Source organism: Pseudomonas sp. NFACC08-1, from assembly GCF_900106735.1.
GTDB classification, from domain to species: Bacteria; Pseudomonadota; Gammaproteobacteria; order Pseudomonadales; family Pseudomonadaceae; genus Aquipseudomonas; species Aquipseudomonas fluorescens_Q.
This window is the reverse complement of the sequence record NZ_FNNL01000001.1, coordinates 523,352-539,433: the sequence shown is the minus strand read 5'-3', so window position 1 is coordinate 539,433 and position 16,082 is coordinate 523,352. Positions and strand designations below refer to the sequence as shown.

Sequence of the window (16,082 nt, the reverse complement as noted above, 5' to 3'; positions counted from 1 at the left end):
ACTCAACGAGTGGCGAGGTCGCGAATTTCCTGTTTCTGGGTCTGGAAGTCGTATTCCGACAACCCGATGTAATCGAGCACAAGGCTCCCGACACAATTCCACTCGTGGTCTTCGGCCTGATTGCCGAGCACCCGGTGGGACGCACAGATGTTCTCGGACATCTTCAGGATCGCCAGCAGATTCTTCAACTGGCTGTTATTGCGTGAAGACTCGTCGCTGAAAATCGCCAGGGCATTGTGGTGGTTGGCGATGGCCTGGCTGACGTGATCCGGCAGGCGCCAGGATTTGGAAGTGTAGTAACCGACCACCGCATGGTTGGTGTTGAACTCACGATTCTCGGTGTCCACTACCCGGCACTCGGCGCTGGCATTGGCGTAGGCCTCTTCCAGCACGCCCATGTAGCTGGGGAACTGCTTGAGCATCAACGGCACCCCGCAATCGTGGAACAACCCCAGCGCATAGGCTTCGTCACCGTTCTCCAGGCCGACGCGCTTGGCCAGGGTCAGGCAAGTCATCGCCACATCCTGGGCGGTATCCCAGAAGCGGTTCAGGGTCACGATGGCGTCGTCGTGCAGCTCGCCCTTGATCGACTGCGCATTGATCAGGTTGATGATCGAACGGCTGCCCAGCAGATTCACCGCTCGCTGGATCGAGGTGATCTTGTTGCGCAGGCCGTAATACGGCGAGTTGACGATCTTGAGCAAGGCCCCGGAAAGACCCGGATCGTGGGAGATCAGCTTGGCGATGGTCTCCAGGTCCGGATCGGGCATGTACTGCTCCATCTGCAGATCCACCATGATCTGCGGCTGGGGCGGCACGCTGATGCCTTGCAAGGACTGTTGGATTTGTTCGGCGGAAAGTTCTTTGGACATGAGTACACACTCCGGTGTCAGGCGGGGATTCTAACCCTTAAAGATGGATCCGATACACCGCCGGGTAGATCGGCGGAACTTTCCTTCAGGCATTGGCTTCGGACCTTACAGGGCCGACAGCCAAGCCTGCATAAGGCTTGAGTCGGCAACCCAGCCACTCAGCTTGAGGAGATTTTTCATGCCTGGCTCCCTGAACAACAAACGTGTCGCCATCCTCGTGACCGACGGTTTTGAACAGGCCGAACTGACCGGCCCCCAACAGGCGCTGGAACAGGCCGGCGTCAAAGTTGACATCGTTTCGGCCCGCGAAGGCCAGGTCAAAGGCTGGAACCATGACCAGCCGGCCGACGACTTTCGGATCGACCTGACCTTCAAGGCGGCCAATGTCGAACAGTACGACGCCGTGGTGCTGCCCGGTGGCGTGCAGAACTCCGACACCATCCGCATCGACACCGATGCCCAGAAACTGGTCAAGGGCTTCGAGGCGGCGGGCAAGCCCATTGCGGTGATTTGCCATGGCGGCTGGTTGCTGGTGTCGAGCGGGCTGGTCAAGGGCAAGACCATGACCAGCTACAAGACCCTCAAGGATGACCTGGTCAACGCCGGCGCGAACTGGGTCGATAAGGAAGTGGTCAAGGACGGCACGTTGATCAGCAGCCGTCAGCCCGATGACATTCCGGCGTTCAACCGCGAGTTGATCAGCGCGTTGTCCGCCTGAAACCTGCCCGATACCGTGGTGAGGGAGCCCGCTTCCTCACCACATGTCCACCACCAGCCCCGCCACGGTTGCAACACGGTATACTCCCGCTCTTTTTTCCGGAGCGACGTCATGTCCCTGCCTAGCCTGCGCCTCAAAGCCAACGCCGACCGTCGCCTGCGCGCCGGCCACCTGTGGGTCTACAGCAACGAAATCGATGTAGCCGCCACCCCGCTGCACGGCTTCAAGGCCGGTGACCAGGCCATCCTCGAAGCCGCCGGCGGCAAGCCGCTGGGCATCGTTGCGATGAGCCCCAACAACCTGATCTGCGCCCGGCTGTTGTCCCGCGACGTGAAGCTGCCGCTGGACAAATCCCTGCTGGTGCACCGCCTCAACGTGGCGTTGTCCCTGCGCGAGCGGCTGTTCGACAAGCCGTTCTATCGCCTGGTCTACGGTGATTCCGACCTGTTGCCAGGCCTGGTGGTCGACCGTTTCGGCGACATCCTGGTGGTGCAGATCGCCTCTGCCACCATGGAAGCTCACAAGGACGACGTGATCGCCGCCCTGACCCAGGTGCTCAAGCCCAGCGGCATCCTGTTCAAGAACGACTCCGCGGCCCGTGACGCCGAAGGCCTGAACCGCTACGTCGAGACCGTGTTCGGCCTGGTGCCGGAGTGGGTCGCCCTGGAAGAGAACGGCGTGAAGTTCGAAGCGCCGGTCATGGAAGGCCAGAAAACCGGCTGGTTCTACGACCACCGCATGAACCGCGCACGCCTGGCCCCGTACGCCAAGGGCAAGCGCGTCCTGGACCTGTTCAGCTACATCGGCGGCTGGGGCGTGCAAGCCGCAGCGTTCGGCGCCAGTGAAGTGTTCTGCGTCGATGCTTCGGCCTTTGCCCTCGACGGTGTCGAGCGCAACGCCGCGCTGAACGGCTTCGCCGAGAAGCTGACCTGCATCGAAGGCGACGTGTTCGAAGCCCTGAAGGAGCTCAAGGCCAGCGAAGAACGCTTCGACGTGATCGTGGCCGACCCACCCGCTTTCATCAAGCGCAAGAAAGACCTGAAAAACGGTGAGGGCGCCTATCGCCGCCTCAACGAACAAGCCATGCGCCTGCTCAGCAAGGACGGCATCCTGGTCAGCGCATCGTGCTCGATGCACCTGCCCGAAGACGACCTGCAAAACATCCTGCTGACCAGCGCTCGTCACCTGGACCGCAACATTCAACTGCTCGAACGCGGCGGCCAGGGGCCGGACCATCCGGTACACCCGGCCATTGCCGAAACCCGCTACATCAAGAGCATCACCTGCCGGCTGTTGCCCAACAGCTGAGGCCAGGCGGGGCCAGTGCCGTAGCGCTGTGCCCCGCGCACTCCAATCGCATTCTGACCGCAACCTTGGCTGCGTTTTTTTGCGTGCCTGAATAAGTCCCTGGCGCAAAAGTCAATAAGTAGCAAACGTCTGTAGGAGTCCCCCCACGTCATTACCAGAACCTTCCTACTCAATCTCCCCCTCGCCTGGCTGGCATGACGCATTAGGATTGAAAGCGACCCTCAGGTACGTCCTGGAACTGTTCGATGACTGATCCGCAAAACCACCTGGCCGCCCGCAAACCCGCCACCGTCGGCCTATTGCTGACCCTGACACTGCTCGGGGTCTTTCCAATCGACGTCGTGCTGCCTTCGTTCCCCGCCCTGTCCGAGCAGTTCGAACGTCCATCGTCGGACATTGCCCTGTCTGTCAGCCTGTTCGCGGTGGGCATCGCCCTTTCGCAACTGCTGGTTGGCCCACTCTCCGACGTCATGGGGCGAAAGAACCTGCTGCTGATCGGGATCAGCGTTTCAGCGGTCGGGGCAACAGGTTGCGTGCTCACCGATGGCTACTGGTCCTTTCTGTTCTTCCGCGTCGTCCAGGCCTTGGGCTGCGGTTGTTTCGTGCTGTCCCAGGCGTTGATACAGGACTTGTTCACAGGCGGGGAGCAGCAGCGACTGCGTATATTCCTGGTCACCTGCGGCGGCATTTTCATTTCCGTTTCGCCCCTGGCCGGCACCGGGCTACAAAGCTGGATGGGCTGGCGAGGCAGCTTCCTGGTGTTCGTGGCCCTGGCGATCGGCGTGTTTGTGGGCGCCAGCCTGTTACTCAAACCTTCCCCCGCGGGTCGCCCACGCCAGCGCCTGGACTTCATTGCGTCTTATCGAAAGGTCTGTGGCGACTTCAGCTTCATGACCTATTGGTTGACATCGGCACTGGCCTTTTCCTGCCACTTTTCGTTTATCGTCATTTCGCCGCTGCTGCTCATCGATCAGTTACAACTCTCGCCCGAGGCCTTTTCGTGGGCACTGCTGGGCTACGGACTGGCTTATATCGGCGGCGGAGCGGTGGCGACCGTGCTGAGCAATCGAATCGCCCCCCAGACGCAAATCATCACAGGCCTTGGCCTGATCCTGGCGGCGGGGATCCTGATGCTTGGGCTCTCCAGCCAATTGGGCTTGTCGGTCACCACCCTGCTGCTGCCCATGATCGTGTGCACCGCCGGAACGACCATTGCCCGGGCGGCGGCCCATACCCTGGCAATGAACAGATTCCCGGAGCAAGCCGGTACGTCCGCCTCGGCCGGTAGCGTGCTGATCTTCATCGTCGGCGGCCTGACCAGTGCTGCGATCAGCCTCACCCCGCTGGACAGGCAGATGACGCTGGCCCTGTGCCTGATGCTGCTCAGCGCCCTGGGGCTGGGGCTCAATAGCCTGGCCCGGCACCGTCACAGGGCGCTGTTGGCCGGCTGAGCGTTGCCAGTCGTCATCTCAAGCGCGACATTGGCGCCCGATCAGTGCTTTGCGTCATTTCATCCTGGCGCCAGCGGTGTAGAATCGCGACATTCATCGCCATTCATCCCCGGCGGGTTTATGAGCTCATGCTGAGGCGCGCAGCGATCCTGCAAAGTCATCGGCCACTTCCGGACACTCGGCCAATCCCCGGTGTTCCAGAACGTCAACAGAAGCTCACTTCCCCTTTGATATCTGATTAGCCGCCCGGAGTGCTCCATGCCTGATTACCGCTCGAAAACATCCACCCATGGCCGCAACATGGCCGGCGCCCGTGCCTTGTGGCGCGCCACGGGGATGAAGGATGACGACTTCAAGAAGCCGATCATCGCCATTGCCAACTCCTTCACCCAGTTCGTACCGGGTCACGTGCATCTCAAGGACCTGGGTCAGTTGGTCGCCCGGGAAATCGAACGCGTGGGCGGCGTTGCCAAGGAATTCAATACCATCGCCGTGGACGACGGCATCGCCATGGGCCATGACGGCATGCTCTATTCGCTGCCCAGCCGCGAGATCATCGCCGACTCCGTCGAATACATGGTCAACGCCCACTGCGCCGACGCCATCGTGTGCATTTCCAACTGCGACAAGATCACCCCGGGCATGCTCATGGCCGCCCTGCGCCTGAACATCCCGGTGATCTTCGTCTCCGGCGGCCCGATGGAAGCGGGCAAGACCAAGCTCGCCAGCCACGGCCTCGACCTGGTCGACGCCATGGTGATCGCCGCCGACTCCAGCGCCTCCGACGAGAAGGTTGCCGAGTACGAGCGCAGCGCCTGCCCGACCTGCGGTTCGTGCTCCGGCATGTTCACCGCCAACTCGATGAACTGCCTCACCGAAGCCTTGGGCCTGGCCTTGCCAGGTAACGGCTCCACCCTGGCCACCCACAGCGACCGCGAACAGCTGTTCCTGCAGGCCGGCCGCACCATCGTCGAGCTGTGCAAGCGCTACTACGGTGAGAACGACGAGTCGGTGTTGCCGCGCAACATCGCCAACTTCAAGGCGTTCGAAAACGCCATGACCCTGGACATCGCCATGGGCGGTTCCACCAACACCATCCTGCACTTGCTGGCCGCTGCCCAGGAAGCCGAGATCGATTTCGACCTGCGCGACATCGACCGCCTGTCCCGTCACGTGCCGCAACTGTGCAAGGTCGCGCCGAATATCCAGAAGTACCACATGGAAGATGTGCACCGCGCCGGCGGGATCTTCAGCATCCTCGGTTCCCTGGCCCGTGGTGGCCTGTTGCACACCGACCTGCCGACCGTGCACAGCAAGACCATGGCCGAAGGCATCGCCAAGTGGGACATCACCCAGACCACCGACGAGGCCGTGCACCACTTCTTCAAGGCCGGCCCGGCGGGCATTCCGACGCAAACCGCGTTCAGCCAGTCGACCCGTTGGGAGACCCTGGACGACGACCGTGAAAACGGCTGCATCCGCAGCGTCGAGCACGCGTATTCCAAGGAAGGCGGCCTGGCCGTGCTCTACGGCAACATCGCCCTGGATGGCTGCGTGGTGAAAACCGCCGGTGTCGACGAGTCGATCCATGTGTTCGAAGGCAACGCGAAGATTTTCGAAAGCCAGGACAGCGCGGTGCGCGGCATCCTCGCTGACGAAGTGAAGGCCGGTGACATCGTGATCATTCGCTACGAAGGTCCGAAAGGCGGCCCGGGCATGCAGGAAATGCTCTACCCAACCTCCTACCTGAAGTCCAAGGGCCTGGGCAAAGCCTGCGCCTTGCTGACCGATGGCCGGTTCTCCGGCGGCACCTCGGGCCTGTCCATCGGCCACGCTTCGCCGGAGGCTGCGGCGGGCGGCGCCATCGGTCTGGTGCGCGACGGCGACAAGGTCCTGATCGACATTCCGAACCGCTCGATCAACCTGTTGATCAGCGACGAAGAGCTGGCCGGGCGCCGCGTCGAACAGGACAACAAAGGCTGGAAACCGGTGGAAGTGCGTCCACGCAAAGTCACCACGGCCCTCAAGGCCTACGCCCTGCTCGCCACCAGCGCCGACAAGGGCGCGGTGCGTAACAAGGCGATGCTCGACGGCCTGTAAGCGTCGTTAGCCGCAATAAAAATGCCCCGCCAAGTGCGGGGCTTTTTTTGGGCGCCTGTTCGGACTCTGGAACCACATGATTCCCCGTGGCGAGGGAGCTTGCTCCCGCTCGGCTGCGAAGCAGTCGTAAACCGGCAGGTGCGGTGTGTCTGATACTCCGCATTTGGAGGTTTTGGGGCTGCTACGCAGCCCAGCGGGAGCAAGCTCCCTCGCCACAAAGGCAATACCTTGCCTCTTTGATGCCGTGTTACTGGATATCTTCCGGCTTGACGATCACCCAGTTCTTGTCCGCTGTCACCGGCAGTCCTTCCTTGGCCTGGGCGGCAGCGTGCTTGGCCATCATGCCGTTAATCTGGGTCATGTATTTGTCCTTGCGGTTGACCCACAGGTGGATGCCGCCCTTGGCTACGTCCACATCGTGGAACAACATATAGCCGTCACTGCTCGGCGTGTCGCCAGCGACCAGCACCGGTTTTTTCCATTCGTCGATGTACGTCAGGATCGCCGCGTGCTTGCCGGCCATCCAGGTCGCCGGGGTCCACAGGTAAGGCGTGTACTCCAGGCCGAGGTTGGCCTTCTCGTCATATTTGCCGGCGGTGATCTGCTTGCGCGCGGTGGTCAGCTCGCCAGTCTTGCGGTCCTTGAGCAGCGTGGTCACGCCGATGACGTTCTGCGGCTTGAGGTTGTAGCCGTACTTCGGATCGGAGGCGACCATGCGCACCAACTCTTCGGAAGCGGCGGTCATGACATAGACCTCGATGCCGTTTTCCATCAGCTTGTTGTACAGCTCGGCCTGGCCGGTGAAGACTTTCGGCGGGTTGACGTTGTACTGGACCACCTTGTCGCCATCGTAATAGGTGGTCGGCACCGGTTTACCGGACGCCATCAGCTCGTCGACATAGCCCTTGAGTTCCTTGAGGGTGAAGCCGGAGAACACCTGGGCCACCCATGGGTAGCAGACCATGTCATCCACTTCGCACAGGCGGTAGTAATAGCTGAACAGGCTTTCCTTGTGATCGGCGGTGTCCTTGAACGGCATCAGCTTCAAGGATGGGTCCAGGCTTTCCCGGGTGATGAGGCCCTTGTTCTCCATGAACGGCAGCAACGACTCTTCCAGATCGTAGCGGTAACTGGTGTTGTCCATGTCGAATACCGCGTAGTTACCCTTGTTGGCGTTGGCCGCGATCATCGTCTCCAGAGCCTTGGCTTGTTCCGCCGGCCAGTGTTTGAGATCGGTGGCCAATGCCTGGCCGGCGAGACCAAGGCTCAAGGCGACAGCGAGAAAACGAGGTGCGAGTTTCATCGGCATTTCTCCCGGGTTCAAAAGAACTCGACGCTAACAAATGCTTGTGACAGTCCTCGCCTACCCGCGACCGCCTGCGTCTTGATTGCGCCAGCGACATATCCGTAAACGTCGCTGCCTTATTCCATAAACGACAATCTACATGCGTTTTTAGTATTAATTCATTAGTTATCAGGCTGTTAGGCTTCCCGGCTCACAGTCGCGGCTTCGGGCGACTGGCACGCCTTGTCGGAGTCTTTTTGATGAATCTGCCGCTGACCCTCAATCTTCTGGTGTTCCTCGCCTTGCTGTTCGGCCTGGCACAAACCCGTCACCGCACCTGGAGCCTGGCCAGGAAAGTGCTGCTGGCACTGGTACTGGGCGTGGCGTTCGGTCTCGCCCTGCACACGATTTATGGCGCCGGCAACCCGGTGCTCAAGGCCTCGATCGGCTGGTTCGACCTGGTGGGCAACGGCTACGTGCAGTTGCTGCAAATGATCGTTATCCCGCTGGTCTTCGCCTCGATCCTCAGCGCCGTGGCCCGCCTGCATAACGCCTCGTCCCTGGGCAAGATCAGCTTCCTGACTATCGGCGCGCTGCTGCTGACCACCGCCATCGCCGCGCTGATCGGTATTGGCCTGACCAACCTGTTCGGCCTGACCGCCGAAGGCCTGGTGGCCGGCCCCCAGGAACTGGCGCGCCTGCAAGTGATCCAGAGCGACTACGCCGGCAAGGTCGCCGACCTGAATGTCCCGCAATTGCTGCTTTCGTTCATTCCGCAAAACCCCTTTGCCGACCTGGCCCGGGCCAAGCCGACCTCGATCATCAGCGTGGTGATCTTCGCCGCGTTCCTCGGGGTCGCGGCGCTGCAGTTGCTCAAGGACGACGTGGAGAAAGGCCAGAAAGTGATCAACACCATCGACACCCTGCAAAGCTGGGTGACGCGCCTGGTGCGCCTGGTGATGAAGCTGACGCCGTACGGTGTGCTGGCGCTGATGACCAAGGTGGTGGCCGGTTCCAACCTGCAGGACATCATCAAGCTCGGCAGTTTTGTCGTGGTGTCGTACCTGGGGCTGGGCCTGATGTTCGTGGTCCATGGCCTGCTGGTGTCTGCTGCCGGGATCAACCCGTTGCGCTTTTTCCGCAAGATCTGGCCGGTGCTGACCTTCGCCTTCACCAGCCGCTCAAGCGCGGCCACCATCCCGTTGAGCATTGAAGCCCAGACCAGCCGCCTCGGCATTCCACGGACGATCGCCAGCTTCAGCGCCTCGTTCGGCGCCACCATCGGCCAGAACGGTTGTGCCGGCCTTTATCCGGCCATGCTGGCGGTGATGGTCGCGCCGACTGTGGGCATCAACCCGCTGGATCCGGTGTGGATCGCGACGCTGGTGGCGATCGTGACGTTGAGTTCGGCCGGGGTGGCCGGGGTCGGTGGCGGCGCGACGTTCGCCGCGCTGATCGTGCTGCCGGCCATGGGGTTGCCGGTCGCGCTAGTGGCGTTGCTGATTTCCGTCGAACCGCTGATCGACATGGGCCGTACGGCGTTGAACGTCAGCGGCTCGATCACCGCCGGGGCGATTACCAGCCAGGTGATGCAGCAGACTGACAAGGCGTTGCTCGATGCCGAGGCGCATGGGGAGTTGGTACACGCTTGATGGGGGGCGCGGGAACGATCTACGCTTGTCTCAACGTTTCTCCCACACCTCGAAGCTGTAGGCCGGCTTGTCCCCTTCAGCCGGGTTCGGCTGGTTCGAGACCAACGTCCACTGGCTCGAATCGAATTCCGGAAACCACGCATCCCCCTCCGGGCTCAAGGCCACGCGGGTCAGATACAGCCGATCCGCCTGCGCCAGCGCCTGGGCGTACAGTTGCGCGCCGCCGATCAACATCAGCTCATCGACGCCCTGTTCCATTGCCCACGCCTCGGCCCGCGCCACCGCCGCCTCCAGCGTGGAAAAAACCTCCGCGCCTTCCAGCACCAGGCCCGGCTGACGGCTGACCACGATGTTCAGGCGTCCCGGCAGCGGTCGACCGAGGGAATCCCAGGTCTTGCGTCCCATGATGATCGGCTTGCCCAGGGTGGTGGCCTTGAAGTATTTGAAATCCCCGGGCAGGTGCCAGGGCATGCTGTTGTCGACGCCGATCACACGGTTTTCACCGAGGGCTGCGATCAGGCTTAGGGGGAGAGTTTTGTTCATGGCGGCGAGGATACCAGAGGCTCGGCGTACCCCGACAGGCTTCACAGCGGTTATGCTCAACCCTCATTCGAGCAACGGAAACCCTCGTGACAGTACTGCAGAACCTCTGGTTGACCGAGACGATACGCCTGCGTGAAGAACACGCCGGCCCGCTCGAGGACCAGGAAGCCAATCGCCTGGCCCGTGCGGCCGGCGGCGACTTAGCCACTCGCATCCACCACCGCGCCCGCTGGCTGGCCGAGCGCGATGGCCTCACCGAGGCCATGCGCCATTGGTTGCAAGGGGCGCGCCTGGCGCTGATCGCATTGGCGCTGATCGCCATCATCAGCGGCGCCGGCCTGGGGTTTGCCGCACTCGGCGACGGGCAGGCACCGGTCAATGTGTTCTGGGCCTTGGGCAGCCTGTTAGGGCTGAACCTGATCCTGCTCATCAGCTGGGCACTGGGCCTGATATTCGCTGGCGAGCAAGGTACCACGCTGGGACGCCTGTGGTTGTGGCTCAGCGAAAAACTCGCCCGCGATGCCAAGGCCGCCCAACTGGCGCCGGCCCTGCTGCTGTTGCTGCAACGGCACAAGCTCAATCGCTGGGCTCTTGGCGTGTTGGTCAATGGCCTGTGGCTGCTGGCGATGCTCAGCGCGCTGGTCATCGTACTGATGTTGATGGCGACCCGGCGCTACGGCTTCGTCTGGGAAACCACCCTCCTCGGCGGCGAGACCTTCGTCGCCATGACCCAGGCCCTCGGTGCGCTGCCCGCCCTGCTGGGCTTCAGCGTGCCGACGGTGGAAATGATCCGCGCCAGTGGCGATGCCGCCCTGAACATCGAAAGTGCGCGCCAGGCCTGGGCTGCCTGGCTGGTCGGTGTGCTGCTGGTCTATGGCCTGCTGCCGCGCTTGTGCCTGGCACTGTTGTGCCTGTGGCGCTGGCGGCGCGGTCGCGCCACGCTGCGCCTGGACCTGAACCTGCCGGGCTACGCCCAATTGCGTGAACGGCTGATGCCCAGCAGCGAGCGACTGGGCGTCAACGACGCCGCCCCCGCGCAATTGCATCCCATCGAAAATGCTGTCAGTGCAATAAACAGCGACGGCGCGCTGCTGGTGGCAATCGAGTTGGACGATCGGCCCTGGCCGCCCAAGCTGCCCGAAACCGTGAAAAGCGCCGGCATTCTCGACAGCCGCGAGTCGCGCCACAAACTTCTCGAACAATTGTCGCGCTTTGCGCCGGCGCGCCTGGCAATTGCCTGCGACCCACGCCGTTCGCCGGACCGCGGCAGCCTGGCGCTGATCGCCGAGCTAGCCCGCAGTGCCGGCGCCACCCGCGTCTGGCTGTTGCAGGCGCCGCCTGGCGAAGCGCTGGACGCCGAGCGCCTGGGCGACTGGCACACCGCACTGCAACAGTTGCAGTTGCCGTTCGCCGACTGCATGCCCTTGAACTGGCTGGAGACCGGCCATGACTGAGCCCATGAAGCCGCTGAAGCTGGCGGTGGTCGGCCACACCAATGTCGGCAAGACCTCGCTGCTGCGGACCTTGACCCGCGACGTCGGCTTCGGCGAAGTGTCCCATCGCCCGAGCACCACCCGCCATGTCGAAGGTGCGCGCCTGTCGGTGGACGGCGAAGCGCTGCTGGAACTGTACGACACGCCGGGCCTGGAAGACGCCATCGCCCTGCTCGATTACCTCGAGCGCCTGGAGCGTCCTGGCGAACGCCTCGACGGCCCGGCGCGCCTGGCCCGCTTTCTCGAGGGCAGCGAGGCGCGGCAACGCTTCGAACAAGAAGCCAAAGTGCTGCGACAACTGCTCGCCAGCGACGCCGGGCTTTATGTGATCGACGCCCGGGAGCCGGTGCTGGCCAAGTACCGCGATGAATTGGAAGTCCTCGCCAGTTGTGGCAAGCCGCTGCTGCCGGTGTTGAATTTCGTCAGCAGCGCCCACCATCGCGAGCCCGACTGGCGCGAAGCGCTGGCGCGCTTGGGGCTGCACGCCCTGGTGCGTTTTGACAGTGTGGCTCCGCCCGAAGACGGCGAGCGACGCCTGTATGAGAGCCTCGCGCTGTTGCTGGAAAGCGCCCGTGGGCAACTGGAACGCCTGGTCGCCGATCAACAGGCCCAACGCCTGGCCCGCCAGCAGAGCGCGGCGCGCTTGATCGCCGAACTGCTGATCGACTGCGCCGCCTGCCGACGCAGCGTCGCCAGCGACGCCGAACTGGAACGCGAGGCCATCAGTGAACTGCGCAAAGCGGTGCGTCAGCGCGAGCAGCGCTGCGTCGAGGCCCTGCTCAAGCTTTACGCTTTTCGTCCCCAGGACGCCGCTGCCAGCGATCTGCCGCTGCTCGACGGGCGCTGGGGCGATGACCTGTTCAACCCCGAGACCCTCAAGCAACTGGGCGTACGCGTCGGTGGCGGGATCGCGGCGGGCGCAGCGGCCGGGGCCGGCGTGGATTTGCTGGTGGGCGGCCTGACCCTTGGCGCCGCCGCCCTGGCCGGGGCCATTGTCGGCGGCACCCTGCAAACCGCCCGCAGCTATGGCAACCGGCTGATGGGCAAGCTCAAGGGGCAACGGGAATTGACCGTGGACGACAGCGTGCTGCGCCTGTTGGCCCTGCGCCAACGCCAACTGCTGCAAGCCCTCGACCAGCGCGGCCATGCGGCGATGGACAGCATCCGCATCGCCACACCCCAGGACAAGACCTGGCGCGAGGGCAAGCTGCCCGAAGCCTTGAACAAGGCGCGGGCGCATCCGCAGTGGTCGTCGCTGAATACTCAACCGCGATTGAGCCAGGCAGAACGCCAGGAGCTGATTGAGCAGTTGGCTGAGCAGCTCTGAACGACACAAAACCTTGTGCCAAGTACACAAAACCCTGTGGCGAGGGAGCTTGCTCCCGCTGGGTTGCGCAGCAGCCCCAAAATGTGATTGATCTGATGCACCGAGGTGTCAGGTTTAGGGCGGCTTCGCAGCCCAGCGGGAGCAAGCTCCCTCGCCACAAAAGCAATCCCTCAATCGTTGTTCAAGGCCTTGAGGGCCGCCGCCGCTTCAGGCAATTCCAGCTCACTGAACACTTGCACGCCATGGCGCTTGAGCAACGCCGCCGTCACGCCTTCGCCGCTGACCTTCACACCGCTGAACGTTCCGTCATAGGTCAACAGGTTGCCGCACGATGGGCTGTTGGCCTTGAGCACGGCGATCCGAATGCCGTGTTCGCGCACCAACGCCAGCGCTTGATGCGCACCGGACAAAAACTGCGCACTCACATTTTCGCCGTCGCTGGTGATGACCAGTGCCTGGCCGTCGAGCACTTGCCCACCCTGTCCGCCGGGAATCTCCGCCGCCGCCCGGGGCGTAGGCAAACCGCCGGCGACTTCCGGGCACAGCGCCACGATCCGGCCTTCGTCGAGCCATTGCTGCAATTGATCGAACGGCCCACTGGCGCCGCCGTCGTAGCGCACGCGATGCCCGAGCAGGCAGCGACTGACCAGGATCTTTTCCATCTTCAGAACAACTCGTTGCCGCGACGACGGAACCAACCGGTCAAGGACAGGCGATCACGCGTGGCCGGCAGTACTTCATGGGGAATGTCCCCCGACAGGAACACCACCAGGCAACCGCCGATGGGCACCACGTCCTGTTCCAGGCTTTCGTCCAGGTACATGCGCAACTGGCCGCCGTGTTCCGGCAACCAGTCGTCATTGAGGTAAAGCACCGCCGACACTGTCCGTCGGTCGTCATCGCGGAAGCGGTCGACGTGCTTGAGGTAGAACGCGCCAGGCGGATAGAGGGCGAAGTGGCTTTCGAAGTCTTCCAGGCCCAGGAACAACCCGCGATTCATCGCCTCGCGCAGGCTGTCCATCAGCGCCAGGTAATGGTCGCAGGCTTGCGCCTGGCCGGGTTCGATCCACTGAATGTGATCACCCCGGATCCCTTCGCGGATCTCCGAGAACGGCCCGCGCCCGACCGCTGCCGGGGCCAGTTCGCCCTCGGCGGCACGCTGGCGGCATTCGGCCGCCAGGGCGCGGGTCAGCGCCTCCGGCAGGAAGAGGTCCTGCTGCGACCAGCCGCGCTCGGCCAGGTCGTCGACGATACGTAACAGCAGCGGGTGATCAGAAGGTATTTGCATGGCGCGCATAGTATGCCTGTGCCTGTAAAACCAACAGCGACGCTCGGCAGGTTTTTTGCCGCCAGATAGCACCGTCGTACGAACTTGATACGAATTCTCGACAAGACCCCACACCCCACGGAGAATAGTCGGCTGCTGACAGGAGTCCCTATGCGCCGTTTGCTTTTCTCACTGTTGATGTTCTGCGTTTTGCCCGCCTGGGCAGACAGCTACGACCAGTTGTACAAGGTCGCCGGTTGGCCGGAACAGCGGGCGCATTTCAATGACGCCTTGAGCGCCGCCCAGCAGCGCTATCAGAGCAGCCTGCCGCCGGCGGTGTTCCAGGCCCTGGTGAACAACAGCAATCAACGTTTCTCCCCCCAGGCCATGGACCAGCGGGCCGAGGCGCAAATGCGCAAGAATTTGCGTGACCCCAGCCCGGCCCTGAGCTTTTTCCAGTCGCCCCTGGGCCGCAAGGTCGTGGCGGCCGAGTTGCTGGCGACCCGGCGTGATCAATTGGCGAAAAACGCCAAGGGCCTGCCAAAGATGCCAGCCAGCGACAACCGCTTGTTGATCATCGGCCACCTGGCCCAGGCCCTGCCCGCCCGCGAGGCCGGCGCCGAAGTCAGCCTGGCGATCGCCGGCGTGGCGGCCGACAGCCTGAGTTCGATGATCCCGGGGCTGCTGGGCGGCGGCCAGGCCCAGGGCATGCTCGACAGCCAGCGCCAGCGGTTAATGGAACAGATCGGCGCGGACCTGAACAACACGCTGCTGTACGTCTACCGTGACCTGACGGATACCGAGCTGGAAGAGTTCGCCACCTTCGCCGAATCGACCGAGGGCCAGGCTTATTATCAAGCGGCCCTGGCGGCGATTCGGGCGGGGTTGGCGGTGGGGCAGAATCTCGGGCAGTAGTTCAGCGCCGCCATCGCGAGCAAGCTCGCTCCCACATTGGATCTCGCAGCTCAACACTCTGTGGGAGCGAGCCTGCTCGCGATAGCAATAGCCCGGTCACCGCCGAACCCGGCTCATCCGCTTCGTCAAAAATCCAAACATCTCCTGCCGCAAAGCCAGCGCCTCATTCGCCAAGTGATGGCGTCCCTCGGGCAACATCAACACCTGCGGCCGATCGAACTTGCTGCGTAGCACTTGCAGGTTGTGCACCCAATCCACCGTCATGTCCGCCTGTCCCTGCACGATCAATGGCTGGCGCGGGCTGCTCGGGGCGGCTTCGATACGCTTGATCCATTGCCCCAACGCGCCCACCCAGGCGGTGGGCAGGCGTAGTGGTTGCAGCGGGTCGGCTTGCAGGAACGGCAGGAAGTCCGGGTCGGTGGAGTTCTCGCTGAAACGTCGGGCAATCCCCCTTACGAAGGGTTTGAGCAGGTAATAACTCAGGCGCGACCAGCCCCAGGCCCGTGGCCGCACCAGGGGTGACAGCAGGATGACCTGGCCCTGGGCCGGGCTCTGTGCGCCCTGGTTGAGCACGTGATCGACGACAATGGCCCCGCCGGTGCTTTGCCCGCACAGGTGCCAGGGTTGCGGCAGGTCGAGTGTCCCGGCCTCGGCCAACAGGCCCTGCAGGGTGGCCTGGTACTCGGCAAAATCCTCGATGCTGGCGCGCTCGCCACTGGACAGGCCGTGGCCCGGCAGATCACAAGCGATCACCGCGAACTTCTGCTCCAGAGCCCACTCGATCAAGTGGCGATACAGCCCCATGTGATCGTAATAACCGTGGAACACAAACAAGGTCGCCACGGCTTTTTCCGGCCACCAGACCTGGCTGACCAGCTCATACCCACCCACCTCGAAACGCCCCAATCCCTTGCGCACGCTGCGTTGGGGAAAGTCCAGGCCATAGAACCGCTGGTAGGCCTGGGCTTGCTCGGACAGGGCTTGCCACTGGGCCAGCGGCTTCAGGCTGGCACGCAGGAGATCGGGGGCGAAAGTGGCAGGCATCAAGATTTCCAGGCATAGGCGCATCGCGCGAAATAGACTTTGTAGGCCTGCGATATTCATCTGTCGCGGCAGGCATGGCAAGCTACGCGGCTTCAGAGGATCGACTC

General features: G+C 63.0%; 14 protein-coding genes. 8 read left to right on the top strand and 6 right to left on the bottom strand.

Translation table 11 applies throughout. The annotated features are described in order from the left end of the window. Window positions 1-2: 2 nt before the first annotated feature. On the bottom strand, window positions 3-818 hold the full coding sequence (locus BLU76_RS02505) for an HDOD domain-containing protein (RefSeq protein ID WP_170867267.1): 816 nt from the start codon (window positions 816-818) through the stop codon (window positions 3-5). Window positions 819-1,050: 232 nt separating this feature from the next. Between BLU76_RS02505 and BLU76_RS02500 the strand changes: the two genes are divergently transcribed. The 4 genes from BLU76_RS02500 to ilvD all read left to right on the top strand — a co-directional run bounded on the left by BLU76_RS02500 (window position 1,051) and on the right by ilvD (window position 6,449). Continuing rightward, window positions 1,051-1,590, top strand: a complete 540-nt coding sequence (locus BLU76_RS02500) for a type 1 glutamine amidotransferase domain-containing protein (protein ID WP_063323944.1) — start codon at window positions 1,051-1,053, stop codon at window positions 1,588-1,590. A gap of 111 nt (window positions 1,591-1,701) precedes the next feature. Beyond that, window positions 1,702-2,898, top strand: a complete 1,197-nt coding sequence (locus tag BLU76_RS02495) for a class I SAM-dependent rRNA methyltransferase (RefSeq protein WP_003206543.1) — start codon at window positions 1,702-1,704, stop codon at window positions 2,896-2,898. 245 nt (window positions 2,899-3,143) lie between these two features. Beyond that, window positions 3,144-4,349 carry an MFS transporter gene (locus BLU76_RS02490; protein ID WP_092221385.1) on the top strand — a complete coding sequence of 402 codons (1,206 nt, stop codon included), beginning with the start codon at window positions 3,144-3,146 and terminating at the stop codon, window positions 4,347-4,349. Between the two features lie 258 nt (window positions 4,350-4,607). Beyond that, window positions 4,608-6,449, top strand: coding sequence for a dihydroxy-acid dehydratase (gene ilvD / locus BLU76_RS02485; protein ID WP_057449518.1), 1,842 nt, complete (start codon window positions 4,608-4,610; stop codon window positions 6,447-6,449). A gap of 247 nt (window positions 6,450-6,696) precedes the next feature. On the opposite strand, the gene BLU76_RS02475 is transcribed toward ilvD, so the two are convergent. Continuing rightward, the gene (locus BLU76_RS02475; RefSeq protein ID WP_092150027.1) at window positions 6,697-7,752 is read right to left on the bottom strand and encodes an HAD family hydrolase; all 1,056 of its coding nucleotides are present in this window, start codon (window positions 7,750-7,752) and stop codon (window positions 6,697-6,699) included. Window positions 7,753-7,994: 242 nt separating this feature from the next. On the opposite strand from BLU76_RS02475, the gene BLU76_RS02470 reads away from it, so the two are divergent. Next, window positions 7,995-9,386: an L-cystine transporter gene (locus BLU76_RS02470; RefSeq protein WP_092221383.1), complete on the top strand. Its 1,392-nt coding sequence runs from the start codon at window positions 7,995-7,997 to the stop codon at window positions 9,384-9,386. A gap of 30 nt (window positions 9,387-9,416) precedes the next feature. Here the strand turns inward: BLU76_RS02470 and BLU76_RS02465 are convergent, their stop codons facing one another. Beyond that, window positions 9,417-9,929, bottom strand: coding sequence for a dihydrofolate reductase (locus tag BLU76_RS02465; RefSeq protein ID WP_092150021.1), 513 nt, complete (start codon window positions 9,927-9,929; stop codon window positions 9,417-9,419). Window positions 9,930-10,015: 86 nt separating this feature from the next. On the opposite strand from BLU76_RS02465, the gene BLU76_RS02460 reads away from it, so the two are divergent. Together BLU76_RS02460 and BLU76_RS02455 are read left to right on the top strand one after the other, a co-directional pair. Continuing rightward, a complete protein-coding gene (locus BLU76_RS02460) occupies window positions 10,016-11,383 on the top strand; it encodes a DUF2868 domain-containing protein (protein WP_092221381.1) in 1,368 nt (455 codons plus the stop codon). Continuing rightward, window positions 11,376-12,749, top strand: coding sequence for a GTPase/DUF3482 domain-containing protein (locus BLU76_RS02455; protein ID WP_092221379.1), 1,374 nt, complete (start codon window positions 11,376-11,378; stop codon window positions 12,747-12,749). Before BLU76_RS02460 ends, BLU76_RS02455 begins: the two co-directional genes overlap by 8 nt. 170 nt (window positions 12,750-12,919) lie before the next feature. On the opposite strand, the gene BLU76_RS02450 is transcribed toward BLU76_RS02455, so the two are convergent. After that, window positions 12,920-13,411 carry a 2-thiouracil desulfurase family protein gene (locus BLU76_RS02450; RefSeq protein WP_063323936.1) on the bottom strand — a complete coding sequence of 164 codons (492 nt, stop codon included), beginning with the start codon at window positions 13,409-13,411 and terminating at the stop codon, window positions 12,920-12,922. A gap of 2 nt (window positions 13,412-13,413) precedes the next feature. Beyond that, complete coding sequence (locus BLU76_RS02445) at window positions 13,414-14,046, bottom strand: 2OG-Fe(II) oxygenase (protein ID WP_072349205.1); 633 nt, start codon at window positions 14,044-14,046, stop codon at window positions 13,414-13,416. A 141-nt stretch (window positions 14,047-14,187) separates the two neighbouring features. Between BLU76_RS02445 and BLU76_RS02440 the strand changes: the two genes are divergently transcribed. Continuing rightward, window positions 14,188-14,931 (top strand): DUF2059 domain-containing protein, encoded by a 744-nt coding sequence (locus tag BLU76_RS02440; protein ID WP_092221377.1) that lies wholly within the window; start codon window positions 14,188-14,190, stop codon window positions 14,929-14,931. A gap of 96 nt (window positions 14,932-15,027) precedes the next feature. Here the strand turns inward: BLU76_RS02440 and BLU76_RS02435 are convergent, their stop codons facing one another. Then, window positions 15,028-15,975: a phospholipase BipL gene (locus BLU76_RS02435; protein ID WP_092150009.1), complete on the bottom strand. Its 948-nt coding sequence runs from the start codon at window positions 15,973-15,975 to the stop codon at window positions 15,028-15,030. Window positions 15,976-16,082: the final 107 nt, after the last annotated feature.